At 58.0% G+C, this 17380-nt stretch carries 20 protein-coding genes; 18 read left to right on the top strand and 2 right to left on the bottom strand.

Features of this window, described 5'->3' with window-relative positions; all coding sequences use genetic code 11:
• Positions 1–15 precede the first annotated feature (15 nt).
• The 12 genes from Q8Q08_03100 to Q8Q08_03045 all read left to right on the top strand — a co-directional run bounded on the left by Q8Q08_03100 (position 16) and on the right by Q8Q08_03045 (position 9628).
• Positions 16–495, top strand: coding sequence for a cytidine/deoxycytidylate deaminase family protein (locus Q8Q08_03100; protein MDP2652999.1), 480 nt, complete (start codon positions 16–18; stop codon positions 493–495).
• A 131-nt stretch (positions 496–626) separates the two neighbouring features.
• The gene (locus tag Q8Q08_03095; GenBank protein MDP2652998.1) at positions 627–1040 is read left to right on the top strand and encodes a response regulator; all 414 of its coding nucleotides are present in this window, start codon (positions 627–629) and stop codon (positions 1038–1040) included.
• Between the two features lie 10 nt (positions 1041–1050).
• On the top strand, positions 1051–1860 hold the full coding sequence (locus Q8Q08_03090) for an alpha/beta hydrolase (GenBank protein ID MDP2652997.1): 810 nt from the start codon (positions 1051–1053) through the stop codon (positions 1858–1860).
• Entirely contained in the window at positions 1857–3068 is a 1212-nt protein-coding gene (locus Q8Q08_03085) for a glycoside hydrolase family 5 protein (GenBank protein MDP2652996.1), read from the top strand. The genes Q8Q08_03090 and Q8Q08_03085 overlap by 4 nt, the downstream gene beginning before the upstream one ends.
• Positions 3059–3865 (top strand): RNA methyltransferase, encoded by an 807-nt coding sequence (locus Q8Q08_03080; protein ID MDP2652995.1) that lies wholly within the window; start codon positions 3059–3061, stop codon positions 3863–3865. The genes Q8Q08_03085 and Q8Q08_03080 overlap by 10 nt, the downstream gene beginning before the upstream one ends.
• Before the next feature lie 111 nt (positions 3866–3976).
• Complete coding sequence (locus Q8Q08_03075) at positions 3977–4777, top strand: alpha/beta hydrolase-fold protein (protein MDP2652994.1); 801 nt, start codon at positions 3977–3979, stop codon at positions 4775–4777.
• Entirely contained in the window at positions 4734–5462 is a 729-nt protein-coding gene (locus Q8Q08_03070) for a pseudouridine synthase (GenBank protein MDP2652993.1), read from the top strand. The genes Q8Q08_03075 and Q8Q08_03070 overlap by 44 nt, the downstream gene beginning before the upstream one ends.
• Before the next feature lie 159 nt (positions 5463–5621).
• Entirely contained in the window at positions 5622–7565 is a 1944-nt protein-coding gene (locus tag Q8Q08_03065; protein MDP2652992.1) for an ATP-binding cassette domain-containing protein, read from the top strand.
• A 61-nt stretch (positions 7566–7626) separates the two neighbouring features.
• Complete coding sequence (locus Q8Q08_03060; GenBank protein ID MDP2652991.1) at positions 7627–8136, top strand: peptidylprolyl isomerase; 510 nt, start codon at positions 7627–7629, stop codon at positions 8134–8136.
• Positions 8137–8198: 62 nt separating this feature from the next.
• Complete coding sequence (locus tag Q8Q08_03055) at positions 8199–8639, top strand: lipoprotein (protein MDP2652990.1); 441 nt, start codon at positions 8199–8201, stop codon at positions 8637–8639.
• On the top strand, positions 8611–8904 hold the full coding sequence (locus tag Q8Q08_03050; protein ID MDP2652989.1) for a cupin domain-containing protein: 294 nt from the start codon (positions 8611–8613) through the stop codon (positions 8902–8904). The genes Q8Q08_03055 and Q8Q08_03050 overlap by 29 nt, the downstream gene beginning before the upstream one ends.
• 37 nt (positions 8905–8941) lie before the next feature.
• A complete protein-coding gene (locus Q8Q08_03045; protein MDP2652988.1) occupies positions 8942–9628 on the top strand; it encodes an endonuclease III domain-containing protein in 687 nt (228 codons plus the stop codon).
• Between the two features lie 9 nt (positions 9629–9637).
• On the opposite strand, the gene Q8Q08_03040 is transcribed toward Q8Q08_03045, so the two are convergent.
• A complete protein-coding gene (locus tag Q8Q08_03040; protein ID MDP2652987.1) occupies positions 9638–10165 on the bottom strand; it encodes a hypothetical protein in 528 nt (175 codons plus the stop codon).
• 227 nt (positions 10166–10392) lie between these two features.
• Here Q8Q08_03040 and dinB point away from each other — a divergent pair, with 227 nt between their 5' ends.
• From dinB to Q8Q08_03015, 5 genes are all read left to right on the top strand, one after another.
• Positions 10393–11574 carry a DNA polymerase IV gene (dinB, locus tag Q8Q08_03035; GenBank protein MDP2652986.1) on the top strand — a complete coding sequence of 394 codons (1182 nt, stop codon included), beginning with the start codon at positions 10393–10395 and terminating at the stop codon, positions 11572–11574.
• Between the two features lie 84 nt (positions 11575–11658).
• Positions 11659–12933, top strand: a complete 1275-nt coding sequence (gene rmuC / locus Q8Q08_03030; GenBank protein ID MDP2652985.1) for a DNA recombination protein RmuC — start codon at positions 11659–11661, stop codon at positions 12931–12933.
• Complete coding sequence (pgeF, locus tag Q8Q08_03025) at positions 12902–13627, top strand: peptidoglycan editing factor PgeF (GenBank protein ID MDP2652984.1); 726 nt, start codon at positions 12902–12904, stop codon at positions 13625–13627. Before rmuC ends, pgeF begins: the two co-directional genes overlap by 32 nt.
• An 87-nt stretch (positions 13628–13714) precedes the next feature.
• Positions 13715–14047, top strand: coding sequence for a divalent-cation tolerance protein CutA (gene cutA, locus Q8Q08_03020; GenBank protein ID MDP2652983.1), 333 nt, complete (start codon positions 13715–13717; stop codon positions 14045–14047).
• Positions 14048–14065: 18 nt separating this feature from the next.
• A complete protein-coding gene (locus Q8Q08_03015) occupies positions 14066–14599 on the top strand; it encodes a TlpA disulfide reductase family protein (GenBank protein ID MDP2652982.1) in 534 nt (177 codons plus the stop codon).
• A gap of 56 nt (positions 14600–14655) precedes the next feature.
• Here Q8Q08_03015 and Q8Q08_03010 read toward each other — a convergent pair whose 3' ends face one another.
• Entirely contained in the window at positions 14656–16158 is a 1503-nt protein-coding gene (locus Q8Q08_03010; GenBank protein MDP2652981.1) for a peptidyl-prolyl cis-trans isomerase, read from the bottom strand.
• 146 nt (positions 16159–16304) lie between these two features.
• Between Q8Q08_03010 and hisG the strand changes: the two genes are divergently transcribed.
• Complete coding sequence (gene hisG, locus Q8Q08_03005; protein MDP2652980.1) at positions 16305–17180, top strand: ATP phosphoribosyltransferase; 876 nt, start codon at positions 16305–16307, stop codon at positions 17178–17180.
• Positions 17181–17380: the final 200 nt, after the last annotated feature.

The raw sequence follows: 17380 nt of genomic DNA, 5'->3' as shown, positions 1-17380 counted from the left end.
TTTGAGGGATCTTTTATGAAAAAGAAACGGCCGAATTGGGACGAGTACTTTCTGAAGCTCGCCATGCTGGCGTCCGAGCGGGCCACCTGCCCTCGGATGCACTGCGGCTGCGTTCTGGTCAAGAACAAGAACGTCATCGCCACGGGGTACAACGGGTCCATCCCCGGCGACGAGCATTGCGAAGATGTCGGGTGTCTGGTGGTGGACAACCACTGCGTCCGCACCGTGCACGCGGAGATGAACGCCCTGGTCCAGGCCGCCCGGCGCGGACACGCGGTCGAGGGGGCCACGGCCTATGTGACCAACATGCCCTGCACGACTTGCGCCAAGGCGCTGATCACCGCCGGCATCAAGCGGATCGTCGTTTTTTCGGATTTCCACGACACCCTGGCCACGGATTTCTGCAAAAAGGGCGGTGTTTTGATCGACAAGATCGAGATGCCGGCCAAGGAAATCGATTACGACATCAAGAGCTACACCTCCGCCCGTCTTTAGAGCCCTGCCTGCCGCCTTCCGGTGTTGCGCCGCCCCGTTTCGAGTTGAAATTGATTGCATTCGACGGAGTATCCTTGTAATATTTGAAGGAGACAGGATTTCCCTTTTTAGAGAAACAGGAGAGGAACGCTGTGTTAAAAATTCTTGTTGCCGACGATGAACCGGACGTGCTGGCCGCCATGGTCAAGAAACTGTCCCTGGAAGGCTTTGAGACGGTCTCGGCCGCGGACGGGGAAGAGGCCTGGGCCAAGATCGGGAGCGAAAATCCGGACATCGTCCTTTTGGACCTCAACATGCCCAAGATGGACGGTTTCACCGTCCTGAGAAATCTGCGGGAGCATCCTCCGTCGGACAAGTGGCAGCCGGTCATCATCATCTCCGGCCGCGTCGAGCTGGACGACATGAAGCAGGGGTTTTCGCTGGAGGCGGACCACTACCTGACGAAACCCTGCTCCATGGCAGACGTGCTCAAGGCCGTCCGTTTGATGATCAATCTGCTCCCCCAGAGAAAGACCCGTCAGGACCTTGAACGCGAAAAGGCATAACGTTTCCGGCATGATGATCAAATTCCTCATTTTCGCGGTCGCCGCGATCGGTCTGTTCGGTTTGTTTGTCCGTTACCTGGAATCGGTCTCGATTTTTTATCCTTCCCGGACGATTTCTTACCATCCTTCGCAGATCGGCCTGGCGTATGAGGATGTCACGTTCATCACCTCGGACCATGTCCGGTTGAACGGATGGTTTGTGCCCCGGGCCGGCGCCACGGCGACCCTGCTGGTTTTTCACGGCAACGCCGGCAACATCGGCGACCGCCTGGAAAAGGTTCTGATCTTCCATGATCTCGGCCTGAACGTTTTTATCGTGGATTACCGCGGTTACGGCAAAAGCGAAGGAAAGCCCAGCGAGGCCGGCCTTTACAAAGACGCCGGCGCGGCGTACGCGTGGCTGGCCGGTGATAAAAAGGTCCCGCCGTCCCGGATCATCGTTTACGGCGAATCCCTGGGCGGGGTGGCCGCGACGTATGTGGCGTCGCGCAAACCGGCCGGCGCCCTGGTCCTGGATTCCGCGTTCACATCCGCGGCGGACATGGCCAAACTGATTGTGCCGGGAGTCCCTTCCTGGCTGTTGAGCGCGAAGCTGGATGCCGTCGGCATGGCCGCCAAGGTGTCTGCCCCGACGCTGGTCCTGCACAGCCGGGATGACGAGATCGTTCCTTTCCGCCAGGGGAAAAAGATGTTTGACGCGGCCCGGGACCCGAAAGAGCTCGTTGTCATCCGCGGCTCGCACAATGAAGGATTCATCACCTCCCGCCCGGAATATGTGGAGGGATTGAGACTTTTTTTGAAAAAGCATGGATTCATTTGAGGCCTGCCGTGTCCCGTTTCCTCCGTGTCCAAGGGCAGAACATTGTCGCCGGGAACGATCCCGTCATCCTCAAGGGCGTGAACCTTGGCGGGTGGCTGATGATGGAGGGGTATATCCTCCACGCCCCCAACGCCGCCGAACAGGCATTTAAGAAAAAATTTCTTTCTGCTGCAGGGGAGAGGGCGCTCAAAGAGTTTGAATCGGAATTCCGCGCCAATTTCATCCGCGCGGACGATTTTCGCCGCATCGCGGATATTGGGTTCAATTGCGTCCGTCTGCCGTTCAATCACCGGCTGGTGGAAACCGCGCCGGATGTTTATGACCATGACGGCGTGAAACTCCTGGACCGGACGGTCGGCTGGGCCAAAGAGTGCGGACTGTGGGTGGTCCTGGATTTGCACGGCGCCTGCGGCGCACAGAACCATGACTGGCATTCCGACAGCCTGGGAACCGCGGACCTGTGGACGAAGAAATCCTGCCGGGACCGGACACTGGCGCTGTGGAAATTTCTGGCGGACCGTTACCGAGATGAGCCGGCCGTGGCCGGGTATGATCTTCTGAACGAGCCTGTCCTGCCGGACGCGGGGCCGCTTAACGATCTTTACCGGCAGTTGATCCGGACGATCCGGAGCGTGGACAAGAACCATATCATTTTTCTGGAAGGCAACCGCTGGGCGCAGGACGCGGCGTGCCTGGAGCGGTTTGACGACGACAACCTGGCGGTCAGCGTCCACTATTATGGAGCGCTGGAGTTCACTTTTAACTGGGTCCCGCACCTGGCGTACCCATGGGAAACACTGCATGGCCGGCATGACGCGGGTTCGATCCGAGGAAAACTCGAGGAGTACCAAGGCCTTTCCCGGGAGCGGGGCGTGCCGGTTTTTGTCGGCGAATTCGGCGTTAATAACAGGGAAGGCCGTTACGGAGAGGGTCTCTGGGTGGCGGACGCCCTCAAGGCGTTTGAGGAATTTGGTTTTCACTGGACGTACTGGACCTACAAAGCCGTGAAGAATCATGTTTTCCCTGACGGCCTCTTCAGTTATTATGATAATCCGGCGTGGGTGAACCGTCAGGGGCCGTTGAGCGGGTGGGACACTTACGCCGAATTGTGGCCTGAGAAAAAAGAGGAGATCATCCGTTCGTGGCGGACGGAGAATTTCCGGGAGAACGAGGAGATCGTGAAAATTCTGAAGCGGGCATGCCGATGATCATTACGAGCCTGACCAATCCGAAGATCAAGCAGATCGTGAAGCTGCGGGACCGCAAGACCCGTGAGGAGAGCGGTCTCACCGTGGTCGAGGGCGCGAGGGAGATCCTGCGCGCTTTTGAGGCCGGGGTGCGCTTCCAGGAGGTTTATCTTTGCCGCGACATCCTGGACAGCGCGTCGGACCGGGCGCTGGCCAGATTTTGTAAAGCCCACGAAGCCGTCCTCAATGAGACTTCGAAAGAGGTCTTTGCCAAGATCGGATACGGCGACCGCCAGGACGGGGTCCTGGGCGTGTGTTTTCTTCAGCCGAAAGGGTTGAAAGATATCCGCTGGACGGCTTGTCCGCTGATCGTGGTGGCGGAACACGTCGAGAAACCCGGCAACCTGGGCGCGATCCTGCGGACCTGCGACGCGGCCGGGGTGGACGCCCTGATCGTGGCCAATCCCCAGACGGACATTTTTAACCCCAACGTGATCCGGTCCAGTCTCGGCACGGTGTTCACCGTCCCGGTCTTTGTCGCCGGCAACGGGGAAGCGGCCGAGGCCCTGCGGCAAAAAGGCGTCCGCGTCTGCGCGGCCACTCCGTCCGCGGAAACGGTTTATTCCGGCTGTGATTTCAAGGCACCGACGGCCATCGTGGTGGGCAGCGAGGAAAAAGGTTTGAGCCCGTTCTGGATGGAGAGGGCGGACTTGAAGGTGAAGATCCCGATGAAAGGCCGCGCCGATTCCCTGAACGTCTCGGCGTCCACGGCGGTTCTGGTGTATGAGGCCCTCCGGCAGAGGCACGGACCCGGTTGAAATTTGATGACACGGAAAAAGAAGGCGGCCGTTTACGCCGTTATTATCGTCGGAATATATGTCTCGATCCTCTTCCTTGTCTTGACGCCCAGGGATGTTGCGCGGCTTATCATGGGGCCTTCCGAGCGCCAACTGGGTATTGTTTCGTATGACATCGCAAATGGCAGGGGCGGGAAGGGCATCAAGCTATTGTTGCCTCAAAAAATTCAACCCGGGAAGAGATACCCCGTTCTTTATATCCTTCCTGTGTCTGCGGCTTTTTGGGACCAATGGTGGCATAATGGCATTATTGAAGCGGCTCAGCAGGATATTGCGGATCAGTATGGTGTGATTTGTGTTTATCCCCAGTTTGAGCGTATGCCGTGGTACGGTGATAATCCCGGCAACCCTAAAATCCGCCAGGAAAGTTTTATTTTAAATGATGTTATTCCGTTCATAGACCGGAATTTCCCGGTGTCGCCCGGGCCTGAGGGGCGGTATTTGATTGGATTCAGCAAGTCGGGGTTTGGCGCGTATCATTTATTGTTGAGGCATCCCGATATCTTTGGGATGGCGGCGGCGTGGGACGCGCCGATGATCATTGATGATCTCAATGTGTGGGGTTCCGGGCTCCGGGACGTTTTCGGCGATAAGCAGAATTTACGGAAATATGACATCCCGGCGCTGCTGTCGGAGCGGGCACCGGAATTGCGATCCGGCCGGCCCCGATTTGTTCTCATGGGGTATTCTTACGCGAAAGAGCAAATTGAAATGATACACGCGTTGATGGCGTCATTGAATATCCCCCATGTCTATGATAATTCCGAGAAACGCGACCATCGCTGGGACAGCGGATGGTTCAAAAATGCCGTTCAATCCCTTTTTGATTATGAGCACCGTGAAAATGCGCTTACAGGTCTTTCTTTCCCATAACGGCGTTTGTTCGCGCCGTGACGCGATGGATGTGATCAAGGCCGGCCGCGTCTGCGTCAACGGCCGTTTGCAGAAAGAACCTTCCACTCCGATCTCTCCGGGGCAGGACCAGGTGACCGTGGACGGCGATCCCGTCGGCCGGAGAGATTATGATTATGTGATCCTCAACAAGCCGGCCGGGTACGTGACCACCAAGGAAGACCGCCACGCGGAGAAGACCGTTCTGGATCTGTTACCCGCGTCCCTGAAGCACCTGCATCCGGTCGGGCGGCTGGACAAGGAGAGCGAAGGGTTATTGCTTCTGACCAACGACGGGCAATTGACGCACCGGCTGACCCATCCGCGGTTTCATCTGGACAAGACCTACAGCGTGCGGATCCGCGGCGTCCTCAAGCCCGGGGACAAGGACCGGCTGGAAAAGGGCATTGAGCTCGAAGGCCAAAAGACCCTCCCGGCCAAAATCCGCGACGTGAAAGACGCAGCCGGGCAAACGGAATTCTTGATCACCATCCAGGAAGGCCGCAAACGGCAGATCCGGCTCATGCTGGCGGCCTGCGGGCACCAAGTTGTGATCCTGAAACGCTTGTCCCAGGGGCCGATTGATCTGGGCTATCTCAAACCAGGGGCTTACCGGCGGCTGACCGAGGACGAAGTTTCCCAATTGAAGAAAACGGCGGAAGTGTAAATTTAATAATATGAACCCCGCATCCCGCCAATGGCGGGATGCGGGGCCTTCGGTGGTTTGGCCCAGAAGGGCCAAACCACCCTGAACGAAGTGAACGGGTTCGCAAGGAGGAGTTATGTCGCCCGGTAAACCGGGGCTCCATAACTCATGCGCTCATTTATGATAACGATTTCTAATCTCTCCAAAAATTTCACTCAGCGCATGCTGTTCAAGGACGTGTCGCTGAGCATTTTTCCCAACGAGAAGATCGGGTTGACCGGTCCCAACGGCGCGGGGAAGTCCACGCTGTTCAACATCATCCTCGGCGAGCTGGAGACCTCAGGCGGCCAGGTGCAGATGCAGAAGAACCTCAAGATCGGCTATCTCCCGCAGGAAGCCCACTTTGATTCCCAGCGCACCGTGCTGGAAGAGGTCACCTCCGGAGACGAGCGGATCCAGACCCTTCTGAAGGAAAAATCCGGGCTGGAAGACGCCAATAAGGCGGACAGCATGCGTTACGGGGACATCCTGCACGAACTTGAGCAGCTGGGCATCTACGACCTGGAACACAAGGCCGAGAAGGTCTTGTCCGGGCTGGGATTCAAGGAAGCGGATTTCCACCGCCCGATCAACAACCTGAGCGGCGGCTGGCAGATGCGCACCCTGCTGGCGAAACTGCTGATTTACCAATACGATATCCTCCTGCTGGACGAGCCCACCAACTATCTTGACCTGTCCGCGACCCTGTGGCTGAAGGATTTTCTTGCGAGTTATCCGGGGACGTTCATCATCATTTCGCACGACAAGATCTTTCTGGGCGACGTCACGAATTACACGATCGTGCTGGAGAACGGGCAGCTGAACAAGGTCAAGGGGAATTATCTGACGTATGAGGAACAGAAAGAGGTTGGCCTGAAGACGCTGGAAAAGCGGCAGAAGGTGGTCGAGCAGAAGCGCGAACAGCTGGAGCGATTCACCCAGCGGTTTCACGCCCAGCCCAACCGCGCCGCGGCCGTGCGCAACAAACGCAAGATGCTGGAGCGGCTTGAGGAGATTGATCTCCCAACGGAGAGAAGGAGCATCAAGGATTTCGATTTCCCCCTGACGCGCCAGAGCGGGTATCTCGTCTTGTCGGCCAATAAGATCGGCAAATCCTACAGTGAAAAACGCATCTATCAGGACCTGGATTTTGAGATCACCCGCGGCCAGAAGGTCTGCTTGGTCGGGCCCAACGGCGCGGGCAAGTCCACATTGTTGAAAATGATCGCCGGCGTCCTGGAACCCGACAGCGGCCAGGTCAAGCTCGGCCACCAGGTGGACCGGGGATATTTTTCGCAGACGCGGCTGGATGTCCTCAACCCCGACCGCACGGTCCTTGACGAGCTCGCGTCCGCGGCCACCAACGGCACCTACCCGGCCCTGCAGATGAGGACATTGCTGGGGCTTTTCAACTTTCACGGCGACGACGTGTTCAAGCTGGTGAAGGTTCTCTCCGGCGGGGAGAAGAGCCGCCTGATCCTGGCCAAACTGCTTATCAATCCGCCCAACTTCATGCTTCTGGACGAGCCCACGACCCACCTGGACATCGACGGCGTGGGGGCCCTGTGCAAGGCCTTCCGCCAGTATGAAGGGACGCTGTGTTTCATCAGCCACGACCTGTTTTTCGTCAAAGAGATCGCCAACGCCATTGTCGAAGTCGACCAGGGGACCCTGAAGTCTTACCCCGGCGGGCTGGACTATTATTTAGAGAAGAAGCGGGAAGGCGGGACCCTGGGAGACCAGAGGGAAAAAAAGGCGCGGGAAGAGAAATTGAAGGAAAAAGAAGATCGCCAGCGGCGTCATGAAAACGAAAACGCCAAGTATAAGGAACTTGAAGCCCAGCACCGCCAGGCCATCAAGCGCGTGGACATGATCAAAAAAGAGATCAAGGCCATGGAGCAGGAGAAGAAGGACCTGGAAACGGAGAGTTACGTCAAGGCGCGTTTTATGACCAATTCCTACGGCAAGGACAAAGAGATCTTGAAGGAGTACGGCCAGCGGCTCAAATGGATCACCGGGCGGTTGCGCGAGATCGAGGCCCGGATCCGGCAGTTGACCGAGGAAAGAAATGAGATCAATAAATAAAGACAAGGAGGGGGTAATGAAAAATTTTCTTAAGATCTTTGCGCTCGCGGTCGTCACGGCGATGTCGGCCGGTTTGTGGCCGCGCGCCGTGCTGGCGCAGCCCGATCCCGTTGTGGTTTTGGAAACCACCCAGGGGACCATTGAACTGCAGCTGTTTCCCGAAGCCGCCCCCAGGGCCTGTGAGAATTTCCTGGGGCTGGTGAAGAAGGGGTATTATGACGGGATCATTTTTCACCGCGTCATCCGCGGGTTCATGATCCAGGGCGGGGACCCGACCGGGACCGGGACCGGCGGCGAAAGCATCTATGGCGGCACGTTCGAGGATGAGGTTTCACCGGACCTGGGGTTCAACCGGGAGGGCCTGCTGGCCATGGCCAACGCCGGCCCCGGCACCAACGGGAGCCAGTTTTTCATCACGGCCGCCGCTACGCCGTGGCTGAATATGAAGCACACGATCTTCGGCGAGGTGGTCGAAGGTTACGATGTCGTGCAGAAGATCGAGAGGACTGCCGTGGACGCGGCAGGCCGGCCGTTTGAGGAGCAGAAGATCCTCAAGGCGTATGTCAAGTGACGGCGGGTGTGTTATAATGAATTTCCGTATTTGCCGCACCACCCTGTGAGGGATGGCTACCTGTGAAAAAAATCCTGCCGCTGTTGACCACGGTCTTTGTCCTGTCCGGCTGCGCCAAACTGGCGCACCTGCAGGAGCTCCTGACCCTCAAAAGTTATTCCGAGGAGAAGGACGCCCAGACCAAATTCATCGAGAGCCAGGACAAGAAATTCGAACAGCTGCTGGCCGTGGTGAAATCCGGGCGCATGGGGGATTATCCCGACCGGAAAACGGCCGTGAAGGCCTTCGGGGTCCCGGTCCTCGCCCGTTCCGTCGAGCGGGCGGGACAACAGCAAGACGAGTGTCTCTATCGCTACGCCCGGGGGTATCTCAACTCGGATAAGGTTTATCTCTATTTTGATTCATCGGACCGTTTGACGGAGTGGGAGTTTGTTCCCGCGCCGGCGGAGATTTCCCGAACAATGGAGGGAAGCGATGAGCAAAATCAAGATCGAGCGCCTTGACGATCGGCAAAAAAAAGACCTGGCGATCCCCGACGCCCCCCGGCCCCAGGGGCCGTGGTCGGTCTGGGAATGCAAACCCTCAACGTTCGACTGGCACTATGACCGCACGGAGAGGGCCTTTCTGTATGAAGGGAAGGTCAAGGTTTCCGCAGGCGGCGAGCAGGTTGAGCTGAAAGCCGGGGATTTTGTGACGTTTCCGAAAGGCCTAAGCTGCACGTGGGACATCACCGAAACCATCCGCAAAGTTTACAAATTCGAATCTTAGGGAATTCCCTTCACAGAGACGGCCCCTGCTGATCCCGATGCCGCCATCCCGCCGAAATATCCTTCTTCGCATTTACCGTTCGCTGTCCAAGGCCTTCGGTCCCCAGCACTGGTGGCCGGGAGAGACGCCTTTCGAGGTGATCGTCGGCGCCATCCTCACCCAGAACACCAACTGGCGCAATGTCGAGAAGGCCATCGCGAATTTGAAAGAGGCCCGGCTGATGAGCCCCGCGGGGCTGAGGTCCGTTTCTTCGGCCCGGCTATCCCGCCTGATCCGCCCGTCGGGGTACTTCAACATCAAGGCCGGGCGGCTGAAGAATTTCATCCGGCTTCTGTTTTCGGAATATGACGGACGGCTGGACGAGATGGGGCGGGAACCGCTGGATGCCCTTCGGAAAAAACTGCTGGAGGTGAAGGGCATCGGTCCCGAGACTGCGGATTCGATCCTGCTGTACGCCTTCGGCAAACCGGTCTTTGTGGTGGACGCTTATACCAAGAGGGTTTTTTTCCGGCATCGCATCATCGGCGCCGGGACGGAGTATCATGGCGTGCAGAAAATTTTCAGGGAAGGTTTGCCCGAGGACGCCGCGCTTTTCAACGAATACCACGCCCTGATCGTCCGGCTCGGGAAAGATCACTGCCGGACACGGCCGCGGTGCGCGGAATGTCCCCTCAACGGATTGAACAAGGACCGCCGCTACGCTTACCGCGGCGCGAAAGATTGACGCGAGGTTTTAGTCGGCGAGAAATCCGGGATGGGTCCGCAGGTAGTCCCGCACGTCCTCTCCGAACGGGATGAACAGCTGATACGCGGCCTCGGTGGTGTTTTGGGTTTTCTGGCGGACCTGTTTGATGCGGCTCTGGAATTTGAGGACGAACCTGGGGATCTCAGACCCCGCGCGCGGCATGGACAACGTCACGGTCGCGGCATTCTCCGGCGGGACGTATTGCGGGATGGTGCAGGAGAGTCCCACGAGATTGATGCTGTCGGTCTGGGCCTGGATTTTGTTGTTGTTGATCTGCAGGCGGATGGGGATCCGGGAATAAAACCGGCGGTGCTGGCGTTTTTCCTGGAAGAGGTGCTGCGGGTTGTCTTGTCCGGCCCGGTGGGACTTCCACTGGGCGCCGTATTTTTTGACCCAATCCACCGCGGCCGTGGCAAAGCCGATTTCGCGGCCGGCTTTTTCGCTTTCAAGCCATTTGTGTTTGCGGATTTCCAGGAGAGCCAATTCATCTTTCAGAAAAGAATAATTTTCTCTCACGTTTTTTTCCTTTGTGGAATGTCCATAAAAATAGTCAAATATTAATCAAAAGCGATTTTATTATAGCAAACCGCATTCGAGCTTCAAGGACATTTGAAACAATTTTCTCGACGGTAAATGTGTTTTTTCGAGAGTGCGTTAAAAAATTACTGCAGAGACCCGTTGGCCCGCCTTTACATCCATTCCCCATGTCACTATAATGGGCCTTGGCCGCTCTGGAAGAGCGGATGTCCCTGAGAGCCCTGTCCATGCCTTCCCCGGTGATCGTCCATGTTGACCTGGACGCCTTTTTCGCGTCCGTTGAGCAAAGAGACCGCCCGTCCCTGCGGGGGAGGCCCGTGGTCATCGGCGCGAACCCGAAGGGCGGCCGCGGCCGGGGCGTTGTTTCGACCTGCTCTTACGAGGCCAGGCGCTACGGCATCCACTCCGCCATGCCGATCTCCCAGGCTTACCGGCTTTGCCCCGGCGCCGCGTTTCTTCCCGTGGACATGGACAAGTACCGCGAGGCTTCGGACAAGGTGTTTTCCATTTTTTATGATTTCACGCCGGACATCGAGCCTCTGAGCATTGACGAGGCGTTCCTGGACATGACCGGCAGTTTTCATTTTTATCAGACGCCGGTGAAGGCCTGCCTCGCGCTGAAGCAGCGGGTCAGGAAGGAGGTCGGGCTGACCGTTTCGGCCGGGATCGCACCGGTGAAAATGGTGGCCAAGATCGCGTCCTCGATCTGCAAACCCGACGGGCTACGCGAGATCAAAGAAGGGGAGATCCTGAATTTTCTCTGGCCGTTGACGATCGACAAGCTGTGGGGCGTGGGACCCAAGACCCAGCAGGGCCTCAACCGCATGGGGATCCGGACGGTCGGCGAGCTGGCCGCGGCTTCCGCCGAGGTCCTGGGAAAAAAGTTCGGTGAAAGCGGTTTGCACCTGCACGCCCTGGCCAACGGCATCGATCCCAGGCCCGTGGAGACCACGGAGGAGATCAAATCCGTCAGCCACGAACACACCTTTGATGAAGACACCGCCGACGCCGGGCTTGTCCGCAAGACGATCCTGGTGATCAGCGAAAAATTGTCCCGGCGTCTGCGCAAAAACGGATTGCAGGGGCGGACGGTCACGGTCAAGATCCGGCTGGAGGGGTTCAAGACATACGCCCGGGCGGCCACCCTTCCGGAGCGGACGAATTTCACGGACGTGATCCTTGGGACGGCCCGGAAGATTTTCGAAGGGTTTTACCGGCCCGGCATGAAGATCCGGCTGATCGGCGTGCGGGTGTCGCAGTTCGAGGACGCGTATATTAAGGAAAGCCTTTTTCGCGACCCCCGGCAGGAGAAAATGGAAGGCCTGCACAAGGTCGTGGACAAGATCAAGGACAAATTCGGCGAGGGCGCGATCCACCGGGGGGTTTGACGCCAGGGAAATTTTGTTGAAGCCCCTGGGCCCGGAGGATATAATGAGGCGTCTTTCATAATCCGTGAGAGGAGCGCGACGTTGATGACCTATGTGATTTTCGGACTTGCCCTTTTATCCCTGTCGGGGATCGCTGTTCTGCTGTGGCGCCAGCGTTCGTCGGACCCGGCCGGCGCGTTCAAGAATTTTGAAGGCGCGTTGACCGCCAGCCAGGAACGCCTGGAGCGGCTGGTCCGCGAGGAGATCTCCCGCAATCGCGATGAGCAGACCCGGGCCGGCCAGCAGGCCCGCCAGGAGATGGCTCAGAGCCTCGATACCTTTAACCGGTCCCTTCTTCAACTGACCCAGATGAATGACCAGAAGCTGGAGCAGGTCCGCTCCGTGGTCGAAGACCGTCTTCAAAAGCTCCAGGAGGAAAACAGCCAGAAGCTTGAGAAGATGCGCGAGACCGTGGACGAGAAACTCCATTCGACGCTGGAGAAGCGCCTCGGCGAATCGTTCCGCCTGGTGAGCGAGCGTTTGGAGAAAGTCCATCAGGGGCTGGGGGAGATGCAGAATCTGGCGTCGCAGGTCGGCGACATCAAGAAAGTTCTGGCCAACGTCAAGACCCGCGGGATATGGGGGGAGGTCCAGTTGGGGAATCTCCTGGACCAGATCCTGACGCCCGATCAATTCGATAAAAATGTGGTCACCAAGCGGGGCAGCCGCGATCCCGTGGAATTCGCCATCAAGCTCCCGGGCCGCGACAGCCGGCCGGTCTATCTTCCGATTGACGCGAAATTTCCCGTCGAGGATTACCAGCGGCTGCTGGAGGCCCAGGAACAGTCCAACCCGGCTTTGATGGAGGAAATCGGGAAGGCCCTGGAGGCGCGCATCAAGGGCGAAGCGAAAAATATCCGGGACAAGTACCTCGATCCTCCGAGCACGACCGATTTCGCCATCATGTTCCTGCCGACCGAAGGGCTTTATGCCGAAATCCTGCGCCGCCCCGGTTTCAGCGAACTTTTGCAAAGGGAGTTCCGCGTGGTGGTGGCCGGGCCTACGACCATCGCGGCGATCCTGAACAGCCTGCAGATGGGCTTTCGTACGCTTGCCGTCGAGAAACGCGCCAGCGAAGTCTGGGTGCTGCTCGGCAAGGTCAAGACCGAGTTCTCGCAATTCGGCGATATCCTGGACAAGACCAAAAAGAAGCTGGAAGAGGCGAGCAACTCCATCGAATCCGCCCAGACGCGGACCCGGCAGATCGAGAAGAAGCTCAAGGACGTGCAGGAACTCCCCGGAAGCCCTGCGCAGCTGCCCGGCGCCGTCAACGCATTGGAGATTTCTCATGAGCCCGACGGGAACCCAGTCTCCCGCTGACCTTTTTGCCGCGGAAAGCCTCGTGGCGTTCGTCAGCGACCGCGCCGTGGATTTCGCCCTTCCTCCCGGAGGGGCGCTGACCGACGCGCAGAGAACAGATTTATCGGTGAAGCTCGGCGGCTGCGGGACGGCGGTCGTCAACATCCGCCAGGTCCACGGCGACAGGATCATCACGGCGGACGTCAGGAGTTTGTCCGAGGACAGTGTGCCCGAGGCCGATGCCGTTGTGACCCGGTCGCCCGGCGTCCCGATCGCGGTCCGGACCGCGGACTGCCTGCCGGTGTTCCTTTTTGACCCTGTCCGGCGATGCATCGGCATCGCCCACGCCGGCTGGAAAGGCAGCCGGTCGGGGGTCGCGGCCAAGACGCTTGATGTGATGATCCGGCAGTGGGGGTGCCGCCCGTCGGACCTGCGCGCGGCGTTCGGACCGTGCATCCGTCCGTGCTGCTACGAAGTCGGGCCGGAATTCCGGGAGTCTTTTCCCGATGATCTCGTGGTCCGGCACGGGTCTTTGTACATGGACCTGGCGGCCGTGAACAGAAAACAGTTGCTGGCGTCCGGGATGGACAAAAGCCGGATCGCCGATTCGGAGATCTGCACGTGCTGTTCTCCGGGATATTTTTCCTTCCGCCGGGAGGGACAGAAGGCCGGCCGGCATCTTTCGCTGATCATGCTGACGCCTTCCCGCTTTTAGGGCTTTCCTGTATAAGATTTGAAAAAAAACGCGGAGCGGGTATAATGGGTAAGAATTTGGCATCCCCGCACGCGTGAGGTATGTTTGATGAAGGACCACATCGTTGTCCTCGTAACAGCCAAGGACGCGCAGGAGGCCCGGAAGATCGGGACCGCCCTGCTGGAGCAGAAACTCGCGGCCTGCGTGAACATCGTGCCGGGCGTAGAGTCCCTGTTCTGGTGGCAGGGCAAGCTGGACCAGGCCGCCGAAGTGATGCTGGTGATCAAGTCGCGGAAAGATTTGTTTGAGAAGATCGTGGCAACCGTGAAGGCGCTGCACAGCTACGAGGTCCCCGAGGTGATCGCCCTGCCGGTCGCGGCCGGGCATCAGGACTATCTCCGCTGGCTGGATGAGTCCGTTTCGCCGGCGCCCCGCGGATAACATAAGGGAGGAAGGACCATGAAGGTGTTCGCACGGATCACGTTGATGATGCTCGCGCTGGCTGTTCCCTTCGGAACGTCCCATGCGATGGGCCAGTTTTATTTTCTGGAAAGTCCTTTGGTGGGCGAACCGGCCCCGGACTTCACCCTGAAAGACCTCGGAGGCAAAGACGTGAACTTTGCCTCCTTCCGGGAGGGCAAAAGTTCGATCATCTTCTTTTGGGCAACGTGGTGTCCGGTGTGCGAGGAGAAGCTCAAGGAGTTGAGCGCCAAGCGCGAGGAACTGGAACAGAAAGGCGTTAAGGTCCTGCTGGTGGACCTGGAAGAGACGCCCAAGGAAGTCCGGTCGTATCTGGATAACAACAAGGTCGCGATCGATGTGGTGATTGACGAGAAATCGTCGGTCGCGGAAACATACAACATCTTCGGGGTCCCGACGCTGATCTTTGTGGACGCGGCGGGGGTCGTGCAGGCCGTGGAGCACGATCTGCCGGAGAATTATCTTTCGATCCTGTCCGTCCCGCCCCAGCCCGACCAGCCCCAGCAGCTTTGATCCCGCCTCGCGGGATTTTCGTCCCCGCGAAAACCGGGACATCAAGCCGCGGAGCTTCAGCGGCTCTGCCGGCTGGCCAGATATTCCGAGATATTGTCTTTGAGGTTCGCCTGCAGCCGCAGCTTGGTGAGAAAATCGCTGAAGACCTGGTTCCGTTTTTCCGTGAGCAGGGCGTCGGCGATTTCTTGTTTCTTCTCTTCAAATCCCTTCATGTCCGCCGGTTGCCGCGAGTCCAGGTAGAGGATGCAGTATCCTTTCAGCACTTCCACGATCCCGCTTATCTTTTTTGTGTCGTTCAGCGAAAAGGCGGTCTCCTGAAATCCCTTTTCGATCCCGATCGTCGGCAGATACTGGCCGAGGGAAAAGAAGGGCGTTTGCTGGACATCGAGTTTCATGTCCCTCGCCGTTTTGGCAAAATCGGGAAACTGGGTGGAGGCCAAAGCGCCGGTGAGGGCCGTTAAGCTTTCTTCGGCTTTCTGTTTCGCGAACTGCTTGGCTTCCTGGACTTTCCAGGCCTCGGCGACCGTATCTTTGATATCCGCGAACTCCGGAACGTAGGCCTCTTTTTTCTCCTTGAGGCGGATGACCTGAAATCCCCGGGGCGTCTCGATGGGGTCGGAAATTTGTCCGGGGTCCATGCGGAAGATATTCTGCAGGGTCTCGAACGACTGTCCCATTTGGAGATTCGGCTGTTCCATGCTGAAGAACCCGCTCTCCTGGACGGTCAGTCCCTGGCCTTTGGCGGTCTCTGCCAGGGTCTTCCCCTCGGCGGCCTCCTGGATCACGGCCCGGATCTTTGCCAGGGTTTCATCTTTGGCCTTGGCCAGGGCTTCGTCCTTGAGATCGGCCGGATATTCGGCGCGGACATATTCGGCGTTGACCGCCGGAGGCATGAAAAATTCCTGTTTGTGGTCCTGGTAGTATTTTTCAACTTCCGCTTCATCAACGCTGACCTGGCCCTTGAACTCTTCCGCCGGGATAAAGGCATAGCTCACCTGGACTTTTTCATTTTCCTGCCGGTAGGCGTTGAAGGCTTCTTCCTCGGTGACGTCGGTCGAAGAGGTTTCCAGGAGATAGAGTTTTTCAAATTTGAGCGAGTCCCGGACGGTCTCCTCAAAATCCCTGGGCCGGATCTTGAGCGCGTATTTCAGGACGTCGTTGTAGCGGAGGCTGTCAAAAGCGCCGTCCTCCCCCTGGAAAAAGGGGTATTTCTGGACGGCGGCGATCACGTCCGCGTCCGAGACCGTGATCCGCCGCTTGCGGGCTTCCTGCAGAAGGATCAGCCGGTCCCAGGTCTCGGCTTCAATGTTCAGGAAGTCGCGGATCTTATTGAAGTTTTTGCCGTAACGCAGGATGGCCTGGACAACGGTCTGCTGGCGCTGTTTTTCGAACTCCTCCAGCGAGACGGTGCGGCCGAAGATCTGGCCCGCGTTGCGGATCTCACCGGGGGCGTTGAGCAGGTAGGCCTGCCCCAGGAACCCGAACACGAGGATGATGACGATGGCCAGACACCAGAGGATCTTTTTCATGACCCCCTTTTTGCGGATGAACTTAAGCATGGAAATCTCCTGCGAGGATTGAAAACCGGGTTGAAGGAAGTTTTCATTATAACGGGGAAAAATCCCTTTGACAAGAATTTCTCAGAAGTGCCGTTTGGGCGGATTTTTCCTTTACAAGCCGGAAGGGCACGGTTATAATAACCGCCATGAAAAAGCTTAAATTGGGTCTTCCCAAAGGAAGCCTGCAGGAAGCCACATTCAAGGTGTTTGAACGGGCGGGATTCAAGGTATTTGTTTCCAGCCGCTCGTATTTTCCGCATATTGACGACGCGGACATCGACCCCGTTCTCCTGCGGGCGCAGGAGATGTCCCGCTACGTCGAGGACGGAGTCCTCGACTGCGGCATCACCGGCGCCGACTGGATCCAGGAAAATGAATCGGACGTGGTGTCTCTGGCGGAGCTCGTGTATGCCAAACAGACGGCCACCAAGGTCCGCTGGGTGCTGGCCGTCCCGGAGGAATCCGCCATCAAATCGGTCCAGGACCTCAACGGCAAACGGATCGCCACGGAGCTTGTCAACTTTACGCGCAATTATCTGAAGAAGCAGAACGTTACCGCCGACGTGGAGTTCAGCTGGGGCGCGACCGAGGTCAAGGTTGCCACGGGGCTGGTGGACGCCATCGTTGAGCTCACGGAAACAGGCAGCAGCCTGCGGGCCCACAATCTGCGTATTGTCACGACGCTGTGCGAGTCCACCACGCAATTCATCGCCAACAAAAAAGCCGTCCAGGATCCCTGGAAAAAAGAAAAGATGGACCAGGTCGTGATGCTGCTCAAGGGCGCGATCGACGCGAACGGCATGGTGGGGTTGAAGCTGAACGTCGAGGAAAAGAATCTGGACAAGGTCCTGAAACAATTGGAGTCCCTGAAAAATCCGACCATCTCGGGTTTGAGCCAGAAGGGGTGGCTTGCGGTCGAGACCGTCATCCATGAGGCCAAGGTGCGCGCCCTGATCCCGCAGCTCAAGGCCGCCGGCGCCCAGGGTATCATCGAGTATTCGCTGAATAAGATTATTTATTAATGAGCGCATCATTGACGGAGTCCCGCAGGGACGAACGTAAATTTTTAGGGCGAACCCATTCGACTTCGCTCAGGGTGGTTTGGCCCAGAGGGGCCAAACCATTAACCCCGCAGTCCTGATTTGCGATAGCAAATCATGCGGGGGTAATGAGTTTCACGGAGCGTCAGCGAACGTAAGTCGCTGGGCGAGCCGAAGGCCCC

This window comes from Candidatus Omnitrophota bacterium (assembly GCA_030688425.1).
Taxonomy (GTDB): Bacteria; Omnitrophota; Gorgyraeia; order Zapsychrales; family JANLHA01; genus JAUYIB01.
This window is presented reverse-complemented; position numbering and strand designations above follow the sequence as displayed.